Annotated in this window: 11 protein-coding genes; 3 read left to right on the top strand and 8 right to left on the bottom strand. The window is 58.7% G+C overall.

Annotation, left to right across the window (positions count from 1 at the left end; genetic code table 11):
* Positions 1 to 96: 96 nt before the first annotated feature.
* Positions 97 to 1053 carry a cysteine synthase A gene (gene cysK, locus NW818_RS05405; RefSeq protein WP_011433569.1) on the bottom strand — a complete coding sequence of 319 codons (957 nt, stop codon included), beginning with the start codon at positions 1051 to 1053 and terminating at the stop codon, positions 97 to 99.
* Positions 1054 to 1297: 244 nt separating this feature from the next.
* Between cysK and dxs the strand changes: the two genes are divergently transcribed.
* Positions 1298 to 3244, top strand: a complete 1947-nt coding sequence (gene dxs / locus NW818_RS05400) for a 1-deoxy-D-xylulose-5-phosphate synthase (protein ID WP_414424021.1) — start codon at positions 1298 to 1300, stop codon at positions 3242 to 3244.
* Positions 3245 to 3246: 2 nt separating this feature from the next.
* Here dxs and NW818_RS05395 read toward each other — a convergent pair whose 3' ends face one another.
* The 4 genes from NW818_RS05395 to fbp form a co-directional block, all read right to left on the bottom strand.
* Positions 3247 to 3663: a tetratricopeptide repeat protein gene (locus NW818_RS05395; protein WP_414424020.1), complete on the bottom strand. Its 417-nt coding sequence runs from the start codon at positions 3661 to 3663 to the stop codon at positions 3247 to 3249.
* A complete protein-coding gene (locus NW818_RS05390) occupies positions 3585 to 4157 on the bottom strand; it encodes a tetratricopeptide repeat protein (protein ID WP_414424019.1) in 573 nt (190 codons plus the stop codon). The genes NW818_RS05395 and NW818_RS05390 overlap by 79 nt, the downstream gene beginning before the upstream one ends.
* 193 nt (positions 4158 to 4350) lie before the next feature.
* Positions 4351 to 5904 carry a glucose-6-phosphate dehydrogenase gene (gene zwf / locus NW818_RS05385; RefSeq protein WP_011433572.1) on the bottom strand — a complete coding sequence of 518 codons (1554 nt, stop codon included), beginning with the start codon at positions 5902 to 5904 and terminating at the stop codon, positions 4351 to 4353.
* A 37-nt stretch (positions 5905 to 5941) separates the two neighbouring features.
* Complete coding sequence (fbp, locus tag NW818_RS05380; protein ID WP_414389055.1) at positions 5942 to 6940, bottom strand: class 1 fructose-bisphosphatase; 999 nt, start codon at positions 6938 to 6940, stop codon at positions 5942 to 5944.
* 373 nt (positions 6941 to 7313) lie between these two features.
* Between fbp and ilvD the strand changes: the two genes are divergently transcribed.
* Positions 7314 to 9011 carry a dihydroxy-acid dehydratase gene (ilvD, locus tag NW818_RS05375; RefSeq protein ID WP_414424018.1) on the top strand — a complete coding sequence of 566 codons (1698 nt, stop codon included), beginning with the start codon at positions 7314 to 7316 and terminating at the stop codon, positions 9009 to 9011.
* Positions 9012 to 9125: 114 nt separating this feature from the next.
* On the opposite strand, the gene NW818_RS05370 is transcribed toward ilvD, so the two are convergent.
* The 3 genes from NW818_RS05370 to NW818_RS05360 form a co-directional block, all read right to left on the bottom strand.
* Positions 9126 to 11126, bottom strand: coding sequence for a PhoX family protein (locus tag NW818_RS05370; RefSeq protein WP_414412821.1), 2001 nt, complete (start codon positions 11124 to 11126; stop codon positions 9126 to 9128).
* A 349-nt stretch (positions 11127 to 11475) separates the two neighbouring features.
* Entirely contained in the window at positions 11476 to 12885 is a 1410-nt protein-coding gene (locus tag NW818_RS05365) for a DUF2079 domain-containing protein (RefSeq protein WP_414424022.1), read from the bottom strand.
* A 220-nt stretch (positions 12886 to 13105) separates the two neighbouring features.
* Positions 13106 to 14239 carry an anhydro-N-acetylmuramic acid kinase gene (locus NW818_RS05360; protein WP_414424017.1) on the bottom strand — a complete coding sequence of 378 codons (1134 nt, stop codon included), beginning with the start codon at positions 14237 to 14239 and terminating at the stop codon, positions 13106 to 13108.
* Between the two features lie 109 nt (positions 14240 to 14348).
* Between NW818_RS05360 and NW818_RS05355 the strand changes: the two genes are divergently transcribed.
* Positions 14349 to 16073 (top strand): electron transfer flavoprotein, encoded by a 1725-nt coding sequence (locus NW818_RS05355; RefSeq protein WP_414424016.1) that lies wholly within the window; start codon positions 14349 to 14351, stop codon positions 16071 to 16073.
* The last annotated feature ends 42 nt before the right edge of the window (positions 16074 to 16115 follow it).

Genomic DNA, 16115 nt, shown 5'->3' with positions numbered 1-16115 from the left:
TCTAGCGCGTCTGCCGTTCCGCCACGTCACTCTCACCCATGCTAGCTCGCCCTCTGGGCCAGGGCGACCTGTAGGGCAGCAGTCTCAGCATCATCGTCATCTCGAATCGGAATCCCGCTCCAAGTCGCGAAAAAGAGGTGTGCTCAGGTAGCGTTCCCCAAAACTAGGCTGGATCATTACAATCCGCTTGCCAGCGTTTTCCGGTCGCCGCCCCACCTGGATGGCTCCCGCCAAGGCAGCCCCAGTGGAAATGCCGGAGAGGATCCCTTCTTCTTTGGCCAGGCGCCGGCTGTAGACCATGCTCTCTTCATCTTCCACTGGGATCACCTCATCCAGCAGGTCGCGCCGCAGCACATCAGGCACGAATCCCGCTCCGATCCCTTCAATGCGATGAAAGCCGGGCCGTCCACCACTCAAGACGGCACTGGCCTTGGGTTCAACGGCCACCAGTCGAATGGCTGGGTTTTTCCCCTTCAAAAACTCGCCCGCCCCCGTGATGGTGCCGCCGGTACCTACCCCTGCCACCAGGATATCCACTTGACCATCGGTATCTTCCCAAATTTCCGGGCCGGTGGTTCTGGCATGGATCCGGGGGTTGGCGGGATTGGTGAACTGGCCCAACATGTAAGCGTTGGGAGTGCGGCGGACGATCTCTTCAGCCTTCCAGATGGCTTCCCCCATGCCGCCGGCGCTACTGGCCAGGTGCACCTCTGCTCCGTAGGCTTTCAACAGCAGTCGCCGCTCCAGGCTCATGCTCTCAGGCATGACGATGATGAGCCGGTAACCCTTGGCAGCAGCGGCCATGGCCAGGCCAATGCCGGTATTGCCAGAGGTGGGCTCCACCAAGATGGTCTTGCCGGGGGTGATCAAACCGGCCTGTTCGGCAGCCTCGATCATGCTGACGGCAATGCGGTCTTTCACCGAAGCGGCAGGGTTAAAGCTCTCCAATTTCACCACGATCTCGGCCAGGCACCCCTCCGATTGCGGGATCCGATTCAACCGCACCAGCGGGGTGCGACCGATGAGCTGGGTGATGTTGGCGGCGATTTTCATGGCTAACAAAAAGGAAGAAACCATCGCGGCAGTGGGCCCTAGCCCTTAACTCCGGAGCAACCGAGGGCCTTACGCGAGGCTAACCCTTGAATAAGCTCCTTGGCGTGCCCCTTTCAAGATCTCACTGCCCTTGGCCCAGCATTAAGGGGGATCCCTGCATTCCTTGAAGTTTTGAGAGGGAGGGCTACAAAACCCCTCCTGAAAATGAATTAGAGTGAGATCACACCGGAAGGACGAGTCCATTATGCACCTGAGTGACATCACTCATCCCAACCAGCTCCGAAACCTGAACCTGAGCCAGTTGCGCAGCTTAGCCCGCCAGATTCGCGACAAACATCTGCAGACGGCTGCCAATTCCCCGGTCGGCTGTCATCTGGGGCCAGGGCTGGGGGTGGTGGAGCTGACCTTGGCCCTCTACAAGACCCTCGATCTGGATCGAGACAAGGTGATCTGGGATGTGGGGCACCAGGCTTATGCCCACAAAATGCTCACCGGCAGGTACCACAATTTCCACACATTGCGCCAGAAGGGGGGGATTTCCGGCTACCTGAAGCGCAGCGAGAGCCGCTTCGATCACTTTGGGGCGGGGCACGCTTCCACCAGCATCTCGGCAGCTTTGGGCATGGCCATCGCTCGGGATCGGCGGGGAGACAACTTCAAGGTGGTGGCCATCATTGGGGATGGGGCCCTAACCGGAGGCATGGCCTACGAAGCCATCAACCACGCCGGGCACCTGCCCAAGACCAACCTGATGGTGGTGCTCAACGACAACGGCATGTCTATTTCCCCCAATGTGGGGGCGATCCCTCGCTATTTAAACCGCCTGCGCCTCAGCCCGCCGGTGCAGTTTTTGGCCGACAGCCTAGAAGAGCAACTGAAGAACCTGCCCCTACTGGGATCCAGCCTCAGCCCAGAAATTGACCGCCTCAAGGAAACGGTGAAGCTGGTTACCGCCGTGCAAAACAACAAAGCCGGCATTATCTTTGAGGAGCTGGGCTTTACCTACGTGGGGCCGGTGGACGGGCACAACCTGGCGGAGTTGTTGGATGCCTTTGAGTTGGCCCACGGCATCTCCGGCCCGGTACTGGTGCATGTAGCTACCGTCAAAGGCAAGGGCTACCCGCCTGCCGAAGCGGAACAGGTGGGGTATCATGCCCAATCCCGCTTCGACCTGGCCACCGGCAAGCCCTACCCGCCCACCAAGCCCAAGCCCCCCAGCTACAGCAAGGTCTTTGGCCATGCCCTCTGCAAGCTGGCCGAGCGGGATCCCCGCATCATCGGCATCACCGCCGCTATGGATACGGGCACTGGCCTGGATAAGCTCAAGGAAAAGCTGCCGGATCAGTTTGTGGATGTGGGGATCGCCGAGCAGCACGCTGTAACGTTGGCGGCTGGCATGGCCTGTGAGGGAATGCGGCCAGTGGTGGCCATTTATTCCACCTTCTTGCAGCGGGCCTACGACCAGATCATCCACGATGTCTGTATCCAAAAGTTGCCGGTCTTCTTTTGCTTGGATCGGGCGGGAGTTGTAGGAGCCGATGGCCCCACCCACCAAGGCATGTACGACATCGCCTATCTGCGCTGCATTCCGGAAATGGTGCTAATGGCTCCCAAAGATGAAGCGGAGCTACAGCGCATGGTGGTGACCGGGATCCAGTACACCCAGGGCCCCATCGCCATGCGTTACCCGCGCGGATCTGGCGTGGGGGTGCCTCTGGCAGAAGAGGGATGGGAACCCCTGCCCATCGGCAAAGCCGAGGTGTTGCGCAGCGGCGGCGAGGTGCTGATCCTGGCCTATGGGTCGATGGTGCATCCCAGCCTGCAGGCGGCGGAGATCTTGAAAGAACACGGCATCTCAGCCACGGTGGTCAATGCCCGCTTCGCCAAGCCTTTGGATACCGAGCTGATCCTGCCTTTGGCCGAACAGAGCCGCTTGGTGGTGACGGTGGAAGAAGGTTGCCTCATGGGTGGGTTTGGCTCGGCAGTGGCCGAAGCCCTGCTCGACGCCGACCTGACAGTGCCTTTGTTGCGCCTGGGGGTGCCGGATGTGTGGGTGGAGCACGCCACTCCCGAGGAATCCTTGGCAGAACTAGGCTTGAACAGCGCCGGGATTGCCGAGCGGATTCGGGCCAAGTTTCAGGCACGAGTTCTCAAGGGATCCCCTGCAGAACTTCCCACTGTCAATTCCTGAGCCTATTCCGAAAGGCCCATCCGCCGGTTGAACTGCTCGATAGCGGCTTGCTGCAGAGCTTCTGCAACAGGGCGGGTGCGCAGGAGGATCTGCACATCTCGCAGCAGGTTTTCCCGCCACAGATTCTCCCGCAACACCTGCAGGCGGGCATAGTTGGGATCCAAGCGCATGGCCTTTGCCCCCAGTTCCTCAGCCCGTTCGGTTTCTCCCCGAATGTAGAGGGCAGTCGCCAGGGCCAAATAGGGCTCTGCCACAGAGTCGTTCATCTCTATCGTGCGTTCCCAGCGATCGATGGCGGCGTCGAGATCCCCCTGCTCATAGTCCACCAAGCCAATGTTGTTCATGGCCGGCCAATAGGCGGAATCCAACTCCAAGGTCTTCTCATATTCCTGCCGGGCCGCATCCCACCGATCCAGCATGAGGTAGGCATTGCCCAGTTGGAAGCGAGCGTTGGGGTTATCGGTTGCAGGGCCACAGCTCGTTCCAGGGTTTCAGCAGCGGCAAAGTAGCTGCCCTGCCGCAAATAAGCCGATCCCAGCGAGTAGAGAACAGCCCCATCTTGAGGAGACAGGGCGCGGGCCTTCTGCAACGAGGCAATCGCCTGCTCCAAGTCCCCCAGTTCTAGGTGGACGTTGCCCAAAACGTAGAGTAGCTCTGAGGAGTTGGGCACCATGGACACGGCCAGTTGCAGGCGGCGCAGCGCTTCTTCCGTCTGGCCAAACTGGGCTAACCGCAGCGAGTCGGTGGCCAGTTGTAGCGCTTGGGCCTGCATCAAGCCCCCATTGGGCAGAGGGACGTGCAGCAACACCTGGGCCTGGGCAGAGCTCCACCCTCCCATCCCCAACACAACTGCCAGGCCCACCGACAAGGCTCGCCAGGGCCGGACGGATAACCGGAACAACAGTGGCGGCATGATACCCACGCAATAAACAGGCCATGCCCATGTTAGCTGCAACAGCCGGGGATCCCTACGTCTTGGTGTTCTCTTCTGCAGCGGCCATTTGAAAGGGCTCTTGAGCTGCTCATGCTCTTCTGCCTGTTGCTGAGGGTGCCCCGGCTTACACAGAGGTGGATAGGCCATGGTTTACCAGCCGAGAGCAGCCAAATCAGAGGCGTCGCCACCGCCGCCCCGATTGGGTGAGCAGATCTTCGGCAGCCTTTGGCCCCCAAGTGCCGGCCTCATAGGTGAACAGAGGCGGTGCAGCACCGCCGCCATTGCCGCTGCCGGGCTCAGACTCCCAGGCCGATAACACCGGCGTCACCACCCGCCAGGCCGCTTCAACCTCATCGGCACGGGTAAACAGCGTTGGATCTCCCAACAGACAATCCAGGAGCAGGCGATCGTAAGCATCCGGTGTACTCGCTCCAAAGGCAGTCCCATAGCGGAAATCCATATCCACCGAGCGGGTGCGGATCTCTGGCCCCGGCATCTTGGCCTCAAAGCGCAACGAGATGCCCTCATTGGGTTGGATGCGCAGTACCAGGATGTTGGGACTCACCTCCCGAGCTGCCGATTGGAACAGGGAAAGGGGCACCTGCTTAAAGTGAATGGCCACCTCCGAAACCTTCTTGGGCAGGCGTTTCCCAGTGCGCAAGTAGAAGGGCACCCCCTTCCACCGCCAAGTATCACACTCCAGTTTCAGAGCGACGTAGGTGGGGGTTTTGGACTGGGGATTGACATTGGGCTCCTGCCGATAGCCCAGCACCGGCTTGCCGGCAATCCAGCCAGGGCCGTACTGCGCCCGCACCGCTGCGGCTGCCACATTGCGGGGATCCGCTAGGCGGGTGGCCTGCAGCACCTTGGTCTTTTCGTTGCGCACCCCATCGCTGCGCAGTGAGACAGGTGGCTCCATGGCCGTCAGGCAATAGATCTGCATTAGGTGGTTTTGCACCATGTCTCGCAGGGCGCCGGCAGTGTCGTAGTAGCCAGCCCGATCCTCCACCCCCACCGTCTCCGCCACGGTGATCTGCACATGGTCGATGTAGTTGCGGTTCCAGAGAGGCTCGAAAATGGCGTTGGCAAAGCGGAAGACCAGCAGGTTTTGCACCGTCTCTTTGCCCAAGTAGTGATCAATGCGGTAGATCTGCTCTTCCTGGCAAATTCGCTGCACAAGGCGGTTGAGTTCCTGGGCCGAGGTGAGGTCGTGGCCAAAGGGCTTTTCGATCACCACCCGCGTTTTGGTCGGATCGGCCACCATACCGGCTGCCCCCAGCTGTTGGATGGCCTGGGCATAGAAGTCCGGCGCCACCGCCAGATAGAACACTCGGTTGCCGCGGGTGCCCCGCTCTTCGTCCAGCTGGCTGAGCAGCTGCTTTAGGCGCAGATAGCTCTCAGCATCTCCGATATCGAGGCGGCAATAGAACAGGCGGCTGGCGAAGTCCTGCCAGAGGGCCTCCGGCCCCAAGTCCTGGGGGGCAAACTCCTGCACGGCAGCCCGCATCTTTTCCCGATAAACCTCGTGAGTCCAATCGCGGCGGGCCACCCCCACCAAAGTAAACTCCGGCGGCAGCCGCCGCTGCCCAAATAGCCGGTAGTAGGCCGGGAGCAGCTTGCGGGCGGCCAGATCCCCAGAAGCGCCAAACTGCACCACAATACAGGGATCCGGGGTGCGTTCTTGGTTGAGACCAACGCGAAGGGGGTTTTCTGCCAGGGTTACCATAGGCCAGCTTGGCTCAAAGAGAAGGATTGGGAAGAACCTAGGGCACCAGAGAACCCTCTAGGCAGCGCAGCACTTCTTCCACGTTCTCGCGGCTGCCAATGATAAGGGGCACCCGTTGGTGGAGAGATTGGGGGACGATGTCTAGGATGGCCTCGGTGCCAGTGGTGGCCGCCCCGCCCGCCTGCTCGGCCAGAAAAGCCAGGGGGTTGGCCTCGTACATCAGGCGCAGCTTGCCCTCCGGTTTTTTCTGGGTGCCGGGATAGAGGTAAACTCCGCCCTGCAGGAGAATGCGGTGAAAATCCGCCACCAGAGCGCCGCTGTAACGGGAGATGTAGCCATCGCGGCGGTGAACATACCGGACATAGTTCTGGATCCCTTCGCTCCACTGGCAAAAATAGCCCTCGTTGAGGCTGTAGACGGAGCCGCGTTCAGGAATGCGGATGTCGCTGCGGGAGAGGATAAATTCCCCCAAGCTGGGATCCAACGTGAAACCGTGTACCCCCTTGCCGACGGAGTAGACCAGTTGGGTGCTGGGGCCGTAGAGAATATATCCCGCAGCCAGTTGGCGACGGCCCGGTTGCAGCAGGTCTTGGTTGTCCGCTTCCGGGCGATCCTCAAGAGGGTGAAGGACGGAGAAGATAGAGCCGACGCTGAGGTTGGCGTCAATGTTGGAGGATCCATCCAGGGGATCGATCATCAGGGCCAGGCGGCTGAGGGAGCAGTTTTCCGGCAGGCGAGCCGGGGTTTTCATCTCTTCCGAGACCAGCCGACACACCAGGCCCGTTTGCTCCAAAGCGCGAATGAAGGCCCGGTTGGCATAGTCATCCATCTGTTGCTGTTCTTCCCCTTGGACATTGAGGCTGCCGGTAACCCCCAGCGCCCCTTCGATCAGTCCTGCCTGACTCAGCCGCCGGGCAATCATCTTGCCGGCCAGGGCAATGCGGTTCATCAGGGCGCTGAAGTCTTGGGCCTCTGCCGTAAAGCTGCCAAACTGCTGCAAAACATGACGGGAGAGGGTGAGCACATCCCGCGACATCTCCTGTGAGGACTCCGTCCCGCCAACGCGGTCGGCACTGCTGGGCACTGCAGGCGAGGGGAGAGGAGAGCTGAGAACCATACGAGGCTTCGCCAACACGAAAGAAAAACACCCATACAAGGGATCCCCGACCCCTGCGTCTTGACCCGGAGTGCAAGGACTCGGTCTTGCCAGGGCGATTGGAACCTGGGATCCCTTCTATTAGGTAGGCTGGCCGATCCTCGGCGCAGGTGCAGACAACTTACAGAGTTGCTTCAGATTTGGTTTGGATCCCTCTTTCCGGGAAAGCTCATGTTCCCCCGAAGAAACGCGGTAGGATGAGTTCTACCCCTTTTCTCCTCTCCCTACTTCGTCCCGGTTTCCTCTTGCAATGATGGCCAATTCCCCTTTCCCGCTGCGCAGCCAAGTGGTTACCCAAGGGGTACAGCGCTCCCCCAACCGCGCTATGCTCAGGGCCGTAGGCTTTCGCGACGAAGACTTCGGCAAGCCCATTGTCGGCATTGCCAACGCCCACAGCACCATCACCCCCTGCAACATGGGGATCCAAACTCTGGCGGAGCGGGCGGAGGCGGCTTTGAGAACGGCGGGCTGTATGCCCCAGGTGTTCGGCACCATCACCATTAGCGACGGCATCTCGATGGGCACGGAGGGGATGAAATACTCCCTGGTGTCGCGGGAAGTAATTGCCGATTCCATCGAGACGGTGGTCAACGGCCAGAGCATGGATGGCCTCTTGGCCATCGGCGGCTGCGACAAGAATATGCCGGGGGCGATGATTGCCATGGCCCGCCTCAATGTGCCCTCCATCTTCGTCTACGGCGGCACCATCAAGCCGGGTCACTACAATGGCCGCGACCTCACCATCGTCAGCGCCTTTGAAGCGGTGGGGGAGTTCAGTGCCGGGCGCATCTCCGAGGAAGAGCTGCTGGCGGTGGAGCGCCATGCCTGTCCCGGTGCCGGATCCTGCGGCGGCATGTACACGGCCAACACCATGTCCAGCGCGTTTGAGGCCATGGGGATGAGCCTGCCCTACTCCTCCACCATGGCTGCAGAAGACGAAGAGAAAGCCGAAAGTGCAGCCCAATCGGCCAAGGTCTTGGCAGAGGCCATCAAAGCCAACATCCGCCCGCGAGATATCATCACCCGCAAAAGCATTGAAAATGCCATCTCGGTGATCATGGCTGTAGGGGGATCCACCAACGCCGTGCTCCACTTTCTGGCCATTGCCCATGCGGCAGAAGTGCCCCTGACGCTAGATGATTTCGAGACCATTCGTGCTCGCGTGCCTGTCCTCTGCGATCTCAAGCCTTCAGGGCGGTTTGTGGCCACCGACCTGCACCGGGCCGGCGGGATCCCCCAGGTGATGAAAATGCTGCTCAACCACGGCCTGCTGCACGGGGACTGCCTCACCATCTCCGGCCAGACCATCGTCGAAGTCCTGCGGGATGTGCCGGACGAGCCTAGCCCGGATCAGGAGGTGATCCGCCCTTGGCACAGCCCCCTGTATCCCCAAGGGCATCTGGCCATCCTCAAGGGGAATCTGGCTCCCGAAGGAGCAGTAGCCAAGATTACCGGCGTCAAGAACCCGAAAATTACCGGGCCGGCGCGGGTCTTCGATTCAGAGGAGTCCTGCCTGCAGGCCATCCTCTCCGGCCAGATCCGAGCAGGGGATGTGGTGGTCATCCGCTACGAAGGCCCCAAAGGTGGCCCCGGCATGCGGGAGATGCTCTCGCCCACTTCGGCCATCATCGGCGCCGGCTTGGGGGATAGCGTTGGCCTGATCACCGATGGCCGCTTCTCCGGCGGCACCTACGGCATGGTAGTGGGCCATGTGGCTCCCGAAGCCTATGTGGGGGGCACGATTGCCCTGGTGGAGGAAGGGGATCTCATCACCATTGATGCCCCGGCTCGCCAGTTGCACTTGCATGTGAGCGAAGAAGAGCTGGCCCGCCGCCGCGCCCGCTGGTCTCCTCCTGAGCCTCGCTACAAACGGGGCACCCTAGCCAAGTACGCCAAGCTGGTCTCCAGCAGCAGCCTGGGGGCAGTGACGGATTTAAACCTGTGGGATTAATTCCTCGTAGCCCTGGCGTCTCAACCTAACCTGAAGCGACTATGAGTGCGAGAAAGCGGCAGAGAGAAGGGATCCCTGCCGCTGGGTTTTATGGGCTGACGGCCTCAGAGACAACTAGGTACCGATGATCCCGCCGTCATTTTTGGTGATCACCACCACCGCCGAGCGGGGGTAGAGATTGGGGTCGTAGTCTGGCCAGCGGGAATTGACCTTGCCGGCAGCAAAGTCGTCCTCGCTGGTGCTGGCGCCTGGGTGCTGCACGTTGATGAACATGGTGCGCTGATCGGGAGTGGTGACCACACCGGTGATCTCCTGCCCAATCGGCCCGGTCAAGAAGCGGCGAATTTCCCCTGTATCCGGATCGGCAGCCAACATTTGGTTATTGCCAAAAGGAGCAAAATCCCCTTGGTTGAGATTGCTTTCGCTGGTGTCGGTCTGGATCCAGAGGCGACGGCTGGCATCGAACCACAGACCATCGGGAGAGTTGAAGATGTTATCTGCATTGAGGGGTTGACCTGATAGGGTGCGGCTATCTTCAGGCGGCCCGGCCAAGACAAAGAGATCCCACTCGAAACGGGTGGCTTGAGGCCGGTCGTTGGCTTCCTTCCAACGGATGATGTGACCCCACTTGTTTTTGGGACGGGGGTTGGCAGCGTTCACCTGGTCTTGTTCCCGACGGCTGTTGTTGGTCAGGGTGAAGTAGACCATGCGGGTTTGCGGATCCACCGCTCCCCACTCAGGCCGGTCCATTTTAGTAGCACCGACAAAATCCGCCGCCGTGCGGGTATTCACCAACACATCTGCTTGGCTGGTGAAGCCGTTTTCCGGGGTTAGACCGTTTTTCCCAAACACCAGCGGCAGCCACTCCCCTGTGCCATCTTCGTTGAACTTGGCCACATACAGGGTGCCATTGTCCAACAGATGTCCGCCCGCCGTTTCCTTGCGGTAGGGCTCGGCAGAGACGTACTTATAGATGTACTCAAAGCGGGCATCATCCCCCATGTAGGCCACAATCGGCTGGCCTTCCACCGGCGGCTGGAACACCACGCCTTCGTGGGCGAAGCGGCCCAGAGCGGTGCGCTTCTTGGGAGTGCTGCTGGGATCAAAGGGATCGATCTCCACCACCCAGCCAAAGGTGTTGGGCTCATTGCGGTAGTCTTGAGTGGCATCCGCAGCGGTGGGGGTGGCATTGAAGCGGATGAACTCGTCCGCCTTGTTGCTGGCCAGCTCCCAGCCGTAGCGGGAAGTCTCGGTGCTCACGCCGTAGCGCTTGTGCTCCCGGGGCAGGTTGGGCTTTTGGTCGGGGCCTTTGCTGGTGTTGCTGAAGTAGTCCGCCCAGTTCTCCTCACAAGTAAGGTAGGTATTCCAGGGAGTGACGCCGTGGGCGCAGTTGTTCAGGGTGCCACGGGTCATCGTGCCTTCGGGGCTGAACTTGGTTTTCACAAAGTCGGATCCCCGCACTGGCCCTTGGATCTCCATGAGGGTAAGACCGGTGATGCGGCGGTTGAGGCGATCCCGCACCACTTCCCAACTGCCGTCTCCCTGCTGCTTGATGTGGACAATGCTCACCCCGTGGCCATTCAGCTCTTTCAGCACCTGGTCGGGATCGCGGCTGCCGTCAGGATTGGTGGGATACAAGTCGGAATCCAGCTTTTGGCCCACAGCCGCAGCATGCATAAACCGAGGCTCGACGTACTCGTGGTTAAACACCAGCAAACCCTCGGTGGAGCTGCCCTGCCAGGGATCCTTCCCGTCAATGGGGAAGAAGTGCATGCCATCGTGGTGGCTGCCCACCTGCATTCCCTGCTCGGCACCGGTGTTTTCCAGCTTGAACTGTGGATAGGTGCCGGTGATGGGAGTACCCCAAGCCAGCAGCGGTCGGGCAGTGTAGCCTTCGGGCACCACCAGTTTGTCTTCCGCGCTCACAGGAATTGCCTTGAAGCCCAGCAAAGCACTGCCACTGGCGGCTTTTGCCGATTTGGAAGCACCGTTCAGCGCAGGCAAGCCAAAAAAGGTGGCCACCGCTGCAGCAATTCCCCCCTGCAACACTTGACGCCGCTGCAAACGGCTCTCCAGGATGCTGCTGAAGGTGGGGTTGGGAGAGTGGTTACACATAGGCTCGTCTCCAGGACGAAGCTTAGGGCCATGCGAATGGATACTCACGTTGACTTCTCCTCTTGTCTTGACAAGTTTTGTTTAGAAACTTGGCGAGTCTTATAAAACAGCACCTAACCCCTGCGCTACTCTATTCGCGCATGAGGATAGGCACTACAAAGTTAGTGGCTTGAAGTTAAGAGAAGACTAAGCTCAGATTAAGCCTTGCAAGTGTAAACAATTTCTTTAGATTGAAGCAGCAGTTTCTTAATCATTTGTTGCAACGAGAAGAAGACTTGGTTTAAGTCAATTAGATCAAGTGCCAATAAAGTAGTCTGCAGTCCTTAGAATTGCGATTCTTATGCGATTCTTAGAGGTCTTTTCGTAACCTAGAGAACAAATACACCCCATCTTGGTGGTACAGAAGCTGGAATTGAGTTTCCTTCTGTAAAGCTTCAATCAGGACACGGGAAAACTCTGGACTGCTGCGCCACCCCGGATGACGGGTGTTGAGCAACACATAATCAAAGGGATCCCATTGAGAAGGCGGGGATCCATTGAAGCGGCCCTCGTCTGTAAAGTAGATTACAGGTCGCTGGGTGAGGTGAGGGCTGATCTCGTGGGTGGTGAGGACGCCCCCTTGGGTGGTGATCTGGGCAAGAGCCTGTCGGGTTGCCTGCCAAGTGTCCAGGGAGCTGAGATAAATCGAGCCGAAAAAGGTGTATTTCCCCAAGGCCAAAAAGGCCAGCGAAGACCAGATCAGGGGCAGTTTTCCATCTTTTATAAAACGGCTCTGGAAGAGGTGATTTTTCACATTCTCGATGACAGCTAAGAACAAGAAAGGAACGATAGGCAAAGCGTACTGATGCACCAGATCTCGATAGGCGGGGTTGCTGGAGAGTATATTCAAACCCAGGGTAGGCAGGGCAGGGATCCAGGGATCCCAATGCCGCCAAGAGAGACCCCAAGCCAAAGGCACGACCAATAAAACTCCATAAAGCAGGGTGTCCAGGGAGAAGACTTTGCTCAAAACCAACATCGGCCTCAAGATTAAACTTTGAATAATTTCCACAACAGAATCGCCCAGATAGCCATAGTGGGAAACTGCTGCCGGCTCGCTGCCGCTGAAGTAAGGGATGATCCCAAAAGTGGCTATCCCAAACCAAGCCGATCCTGCCGCAATTGCCGTCCAGCCGCCCACTTGGCAGCGCCATTGCCAGCGTTCTTGAGTTCGTCCTCTTTCCCAAAGCAACAGCCAGGCTCCCAGGGCGACAACATTGAGAGACAACACTGCCTTACAGCCAAGAATGCCGCTCAAACAGAGAAGGAACCCCCACAATTTTCCAGAGCGAATGCAGAGCACAGCCGCCAAGAAAAGGGGAACGGCCAAAACCTCTGGATGAAAATCAAAAAGGTTGGCGTTAAAAATGGCCGGGTAGAGAAGATAGGCCCCGGCAATCACCATTGCTTGGCTGGGATCGACCTTGGCCTGAAGTGCAAGGTGATAAATAGCCAATGCTCCCAAGGTTAACGCCAGGGATTGGAGCCCAAACAGCCAATAGACCGAGGGGACAATGCGGTACAAAAAGCTGATGGGATAGAGAATAAAGGCTGCGTGGTCTCCCAAGATGTGGATCCCTCGAATGGTCGAAAACGGAACCTCTCCCCGACTGATTAGATAGATGGATTGGTCGAAGATGCCAAGATCATATCCTCCAGACTGAAACAGGTGATGCCGGACAACACTACAGCCAAAGAGAATGAAGAAATTAAAAATCATGATTGCCAGCAGAAGTGGAGGCAGAGGACGATCCTTCATAAGAACTAGGGCTTTTGATTTATAGATCTTGGCAAGGTAACTTTATCGCTTTTCTCAGCCTTGCGTGACATCCTAGCGAGATCTGGATTCGGCAGAGGCTCCGCCGCAATTCCGGACATTTCTCTTTCCTCGGGAGTATGAGGAATGGCTCAAGCTTGTTGGAGATAACGATACGGATGAGTTAGGACTGGTTACGACAAGAGGGTGTGATTTGGCCCAAGATGGCAGCATGTCTTGCCCCAGTTGCTTCCGGTAAATTGTTGGTCTTACCTTGCCAGGTTTTATAGGCCAATACCGCGAAGGCAAGGGCCTCTTTGGCCTTAGAAGGGATCCCCACTTGGTCGGAAGTCAACAGGGTTGTGGTCGGCAGTTGCTCCTGCAGCAGTTGCATGAGAACAGGGTTTTGGGTGCCGCCACCGCTGAGGATAACTTGATCTGGGGTCGCGGGCAAAAAGTCCCTATAGGCTTGGGCAATGGAGCAGGCCGTAAACCCTGTGAGGGTGGCAATACAGTCGTGAGCAGATATAAATTGGGTCCAAATTTGCTCCAAATAAAGGGATCCAAAATACTCTCTGCCAGTGGTTTTGGGCGGTGCCTTTTGAAAATAGGGATCCCGCATCCATTCTGCAACTTTTTCCCAGTGGACTTGGCCTTGGGCAGCCCATTTTCCATCGCGATCAAAGGCTTGTTGTCCTTGGCTGGCCCGCATCACCGCCAGATCGATCAAAATGTTGCCGGGGCCAGTGTCGAAGGCCAAGGGGGATCCCCCACTGCAGAGGCTGGGGAGATAGGTGAGGTTGGCAATGCCGCCGATGTTTTGGGCCACACGATGAAGGTGGGGATGCCTCAACAGCAGCCAATCCACAAAAGCTACCAAAGGTGCGCCTTGACCTCCTGCCGCCATGTCCCGCGCCCGAAAATTGCTCACCACCGGGATCCCGGTCAGCTCGGCAATCACCGCAGCTTCACCGATTTGCAAAGTCGAAGCTTCTGGCCCACTGGGGTTATGCCAAAGGGTTTGGCCATGGCTGCCGATGAGATCGATCTGTTGGGGGGTGAGATGGGCCGCCTGGATCCCTTGCAAGGCCGCTGCCGCAAAAGCTCGACCCAAGCGAAAGTTCAAGGTGCAGATGTGATCTACCGTGCCGGTTTTGGGATCCGCAGCCCGCAAAATCTCCGCCCGCAGCGTTGGGGAATAGGGGATCGTCTGGAAATGCATTAACTCCCACTGTAGGGAATCGTCACCCTCCAGGTGGACGATGGCTACATCGATCCCGTCTACAGAGGTGCCCGACATTAAGCCAATGACAATCATTTTGCTGGCGGCTCAACCAGAGGCTTGAGAAGGTCTAAAGTTTTGCCCCCTTTCCCCTTCCCCTTTTTAGGATACAGGCAGGGTATCCAGAGCTACCGTGTGGGGGACTATGAGTGAAGCCATCCGCTACGACCTTCTGTTGGTGGGGGGGAGTTCCTCCAACTTGATCTTGGCCCATCGCCTTTTGGATTTGGCCAAGCTATCCGGGCTAAGAATCTCCATCGCCATTTTGGAAAAAGCCCGCCAATTCGGCGGTCACATCGTCAGTGGCGCCATCTGCAACCTCCAAGTGATCGCCAAGCTCTTCCCCAATTTTGAAAGCCAAGGATTTCCCCACGAAGGCCGGGTGGAAGCCAATCACTTGAGCGTGCTGGGATCCCAACAGCGCTGGGATCTGCCGGAAGCGGTGATCCCGCCGGGATTTCGCAAGCAGGGGCAGTTCATTCTCACCCTCAGCCACGTGATCCGCTGGCTGGCCGAAACCCTGCAGGAAAAAGCCAAAGGGACCCCAAATGTTACCCTCGATGTGTTCCCCGGCTTTGCCGCCCATGAAATCCTCTACGAGGGGGAGCGGGTGATCGGGGTACGGGCGAGCGATTCCGGCCAAGTGTACGAAGACTGTATCTTTGCCGAACTCACCTGCTTTGGCGACAAAGGCTTCATTTCCAAAGATCTCATCGAGAAGTTTCAACTGCGCCCCAACCCGCAATTGTGGTCGGTGGGGGTCAAAGAGGTGTGGCAGATCCCCCAGTCCCTGCAGGGGCAGGTGTGGCATACCTTGGGCTACCCGGTTTTGGATGGCAGCTTCAGCGGGGGCTTTGTCTATGGCCTCAAAGACAATCGCCTGGCCTTAGGTCTGATCATCGGCCTAGACAGCAAGAACCCCAACCTTAACCCCCAGCAGCGTCTGCAGGAGTTCAAAGCTCACCCCTGGATCCAGTCCCTGATTGCCGGCGGCAAGTTGCTCAAGTACGGGGCTGCCGTGATTCCCGAAGGGGGCTACCACAGCCTGCCCACCCGGTTTGGCGTTGAGGGAGCCCTGCTGTTGGGGGATGCGCTGGGGGTGTTGGATGTGGGCAGCTTGGCCGGGGTGGATAACGCGATGGAAACCGGCTATCTGGCGGCGGGCCTCATTCACGATGGCTTCTTGAAAGGGGATCTGCGCATCCAGGCCGACTACCAAAAGGCGGTGATGGAAAGTGCGGTGGGGCAAAACCTCTACCGCAGTCGCTATTTCCGCGAGGCTTTTCTGGAGAACTCCCGCCTGCTGGAAGAATACTTGCCTCAGGTGTGCCGCAGCGTCGATGCCGGCCATCCCTGGCTGGGATCCCTGCGCTGGGGTTTACAGGATCCCGTTCGCCGCGGACGAGAAACTCTGCGCGCCTACACCCTGCTCACCGGGCGGGTCAGCCCCAGCGAGCCACCCCCGCGCAGCTATGTGGCCCCCCACGCTGCCATTCAAGCGGATTTTGTGGCCCCCACAGCCCTGGCCCCCCAGGAATTGGCCTCTCGACCGGGCTATTTCTCGCGGCCCGATGCGGTTTTTTTCGCGGATCCCCGCTACCCCGAGGGTAACCGTCACATCCTGGAGTTCGACGCCGAAACCTGCCGCCGGTGCATCGCCACCTACGACAAGCTGAATCGCCCCACCCCCTGCGTGGCCGACTGCACAGCCGAGGTACACCACATCCACGACCAAAATGGCATCCGCTCCCATGCCATGTCTTTGGAAAACTGCATCCAGTGCCGCACCTGCGAGATCATCTGTCCCCACTTAAACTTGCGGGTCAACCCCAGCTACGAGGGATCCGGGCCGGATTTCTATGGGCTGTAGCCGTTGCTGAGGTTAACTCAGCTAGAAATCGCAGGAGCCCCG

The sequence above is a fragment of the Synechococcus sp. R6-5 genome (assembly GCF_047461775.1).
Lineage (GTDB): Bacteria > Cyanobacteriota > Cyanobacteriia > Thermostichales > Thermostichaceae > Thermostichus.
This window is presented reverse-complemented; position numbering and strand designations above follow the sequence as displayed.

What these genes read in the sequence shown, in the direction of transcription:
- cysK (WP_011433569.1), bottom strand. Translation starts at nt 1,053, where the DNA reads ATGAAAATCGCCGCCAACATCACCCAGCTCATCGGTCGCACCCCGCTG.
- dxs (WP_414424021.1), top strand. Translation starts at nt 1,298, where the DNA reads ATGCACCTGAGTGACATCACTCATCCCAACCAGCTCCGAAACCTGAAC.
- NW818_RS05395 (WP_414424020.1), bottom strand. Translation starts at nt 3,663, where the DNA reads ATGCTGGATCGGTGGGATGCGGCCCGGCAGGAATATGAGAAGACCTTG.
- NW818_RS05390 (WP_414424019.1), bottom strand. Translation starts at nt 4,157, where the DNA reads ATGCCGCCACTGTTGTTCCGGTTATCCGTCCGGCCCTGGCGAGCCTTG.
- zwf (WP_011433572.1), bottom strand. Translation starts at nt 5,904, where the DNA reads ATGGTAACCCTGGCAGAAAACCCCCTTCGCGTTGGTCTCAACCAAGAA.
- fbp (WP_414389055.1), bottom strand. Translation starts at nt 6,940, where the DNA reads ATGTCGCGGGATGTGCTCACCCTCTCCCGTCATGTTTTGCAGCAGTTT.
- ilvD (WP_414424018.1), top strand. Translation starts at nt 7,314, where the DNA reads ATGGCCAATTCCCCTTTCCCGCTGCGCAGCCAAGTGGTTACCCAAGGG.
- NW818_RS05370 (WP_414412821.1), bottom strand. Translation starts at nt 11,126, where the DNA reads ATGTGTAACCACTCTCCCAACCCCACCTTCAGCAGCATCCTGGAGAGC.
- NW818_RS05365 (WP_414424022.1), bottom strand. Translation starts at nt 12,885, where the DNA reads ATGATTTTTAATTTCTTCATTCTCTTTGGCTGTAGTGTTGTCCGGCAT.
- NW818_RS05360 (WP_414424017.1), bottom strand. Translation starts at nt 14,239, where the DNA reads ATGATTGTCATTGGCTTAATGTCGGGCACCTCTGTAGACGGGATCGAT.
- NW818_RS05355 (WP_414424016.1), top strand. Translation starts at nt 14,349, where the DNA reads ATGAGTGAAGCCATCCGCTACGACCTTCTGTTGGTGGGGGGGAGTTCC.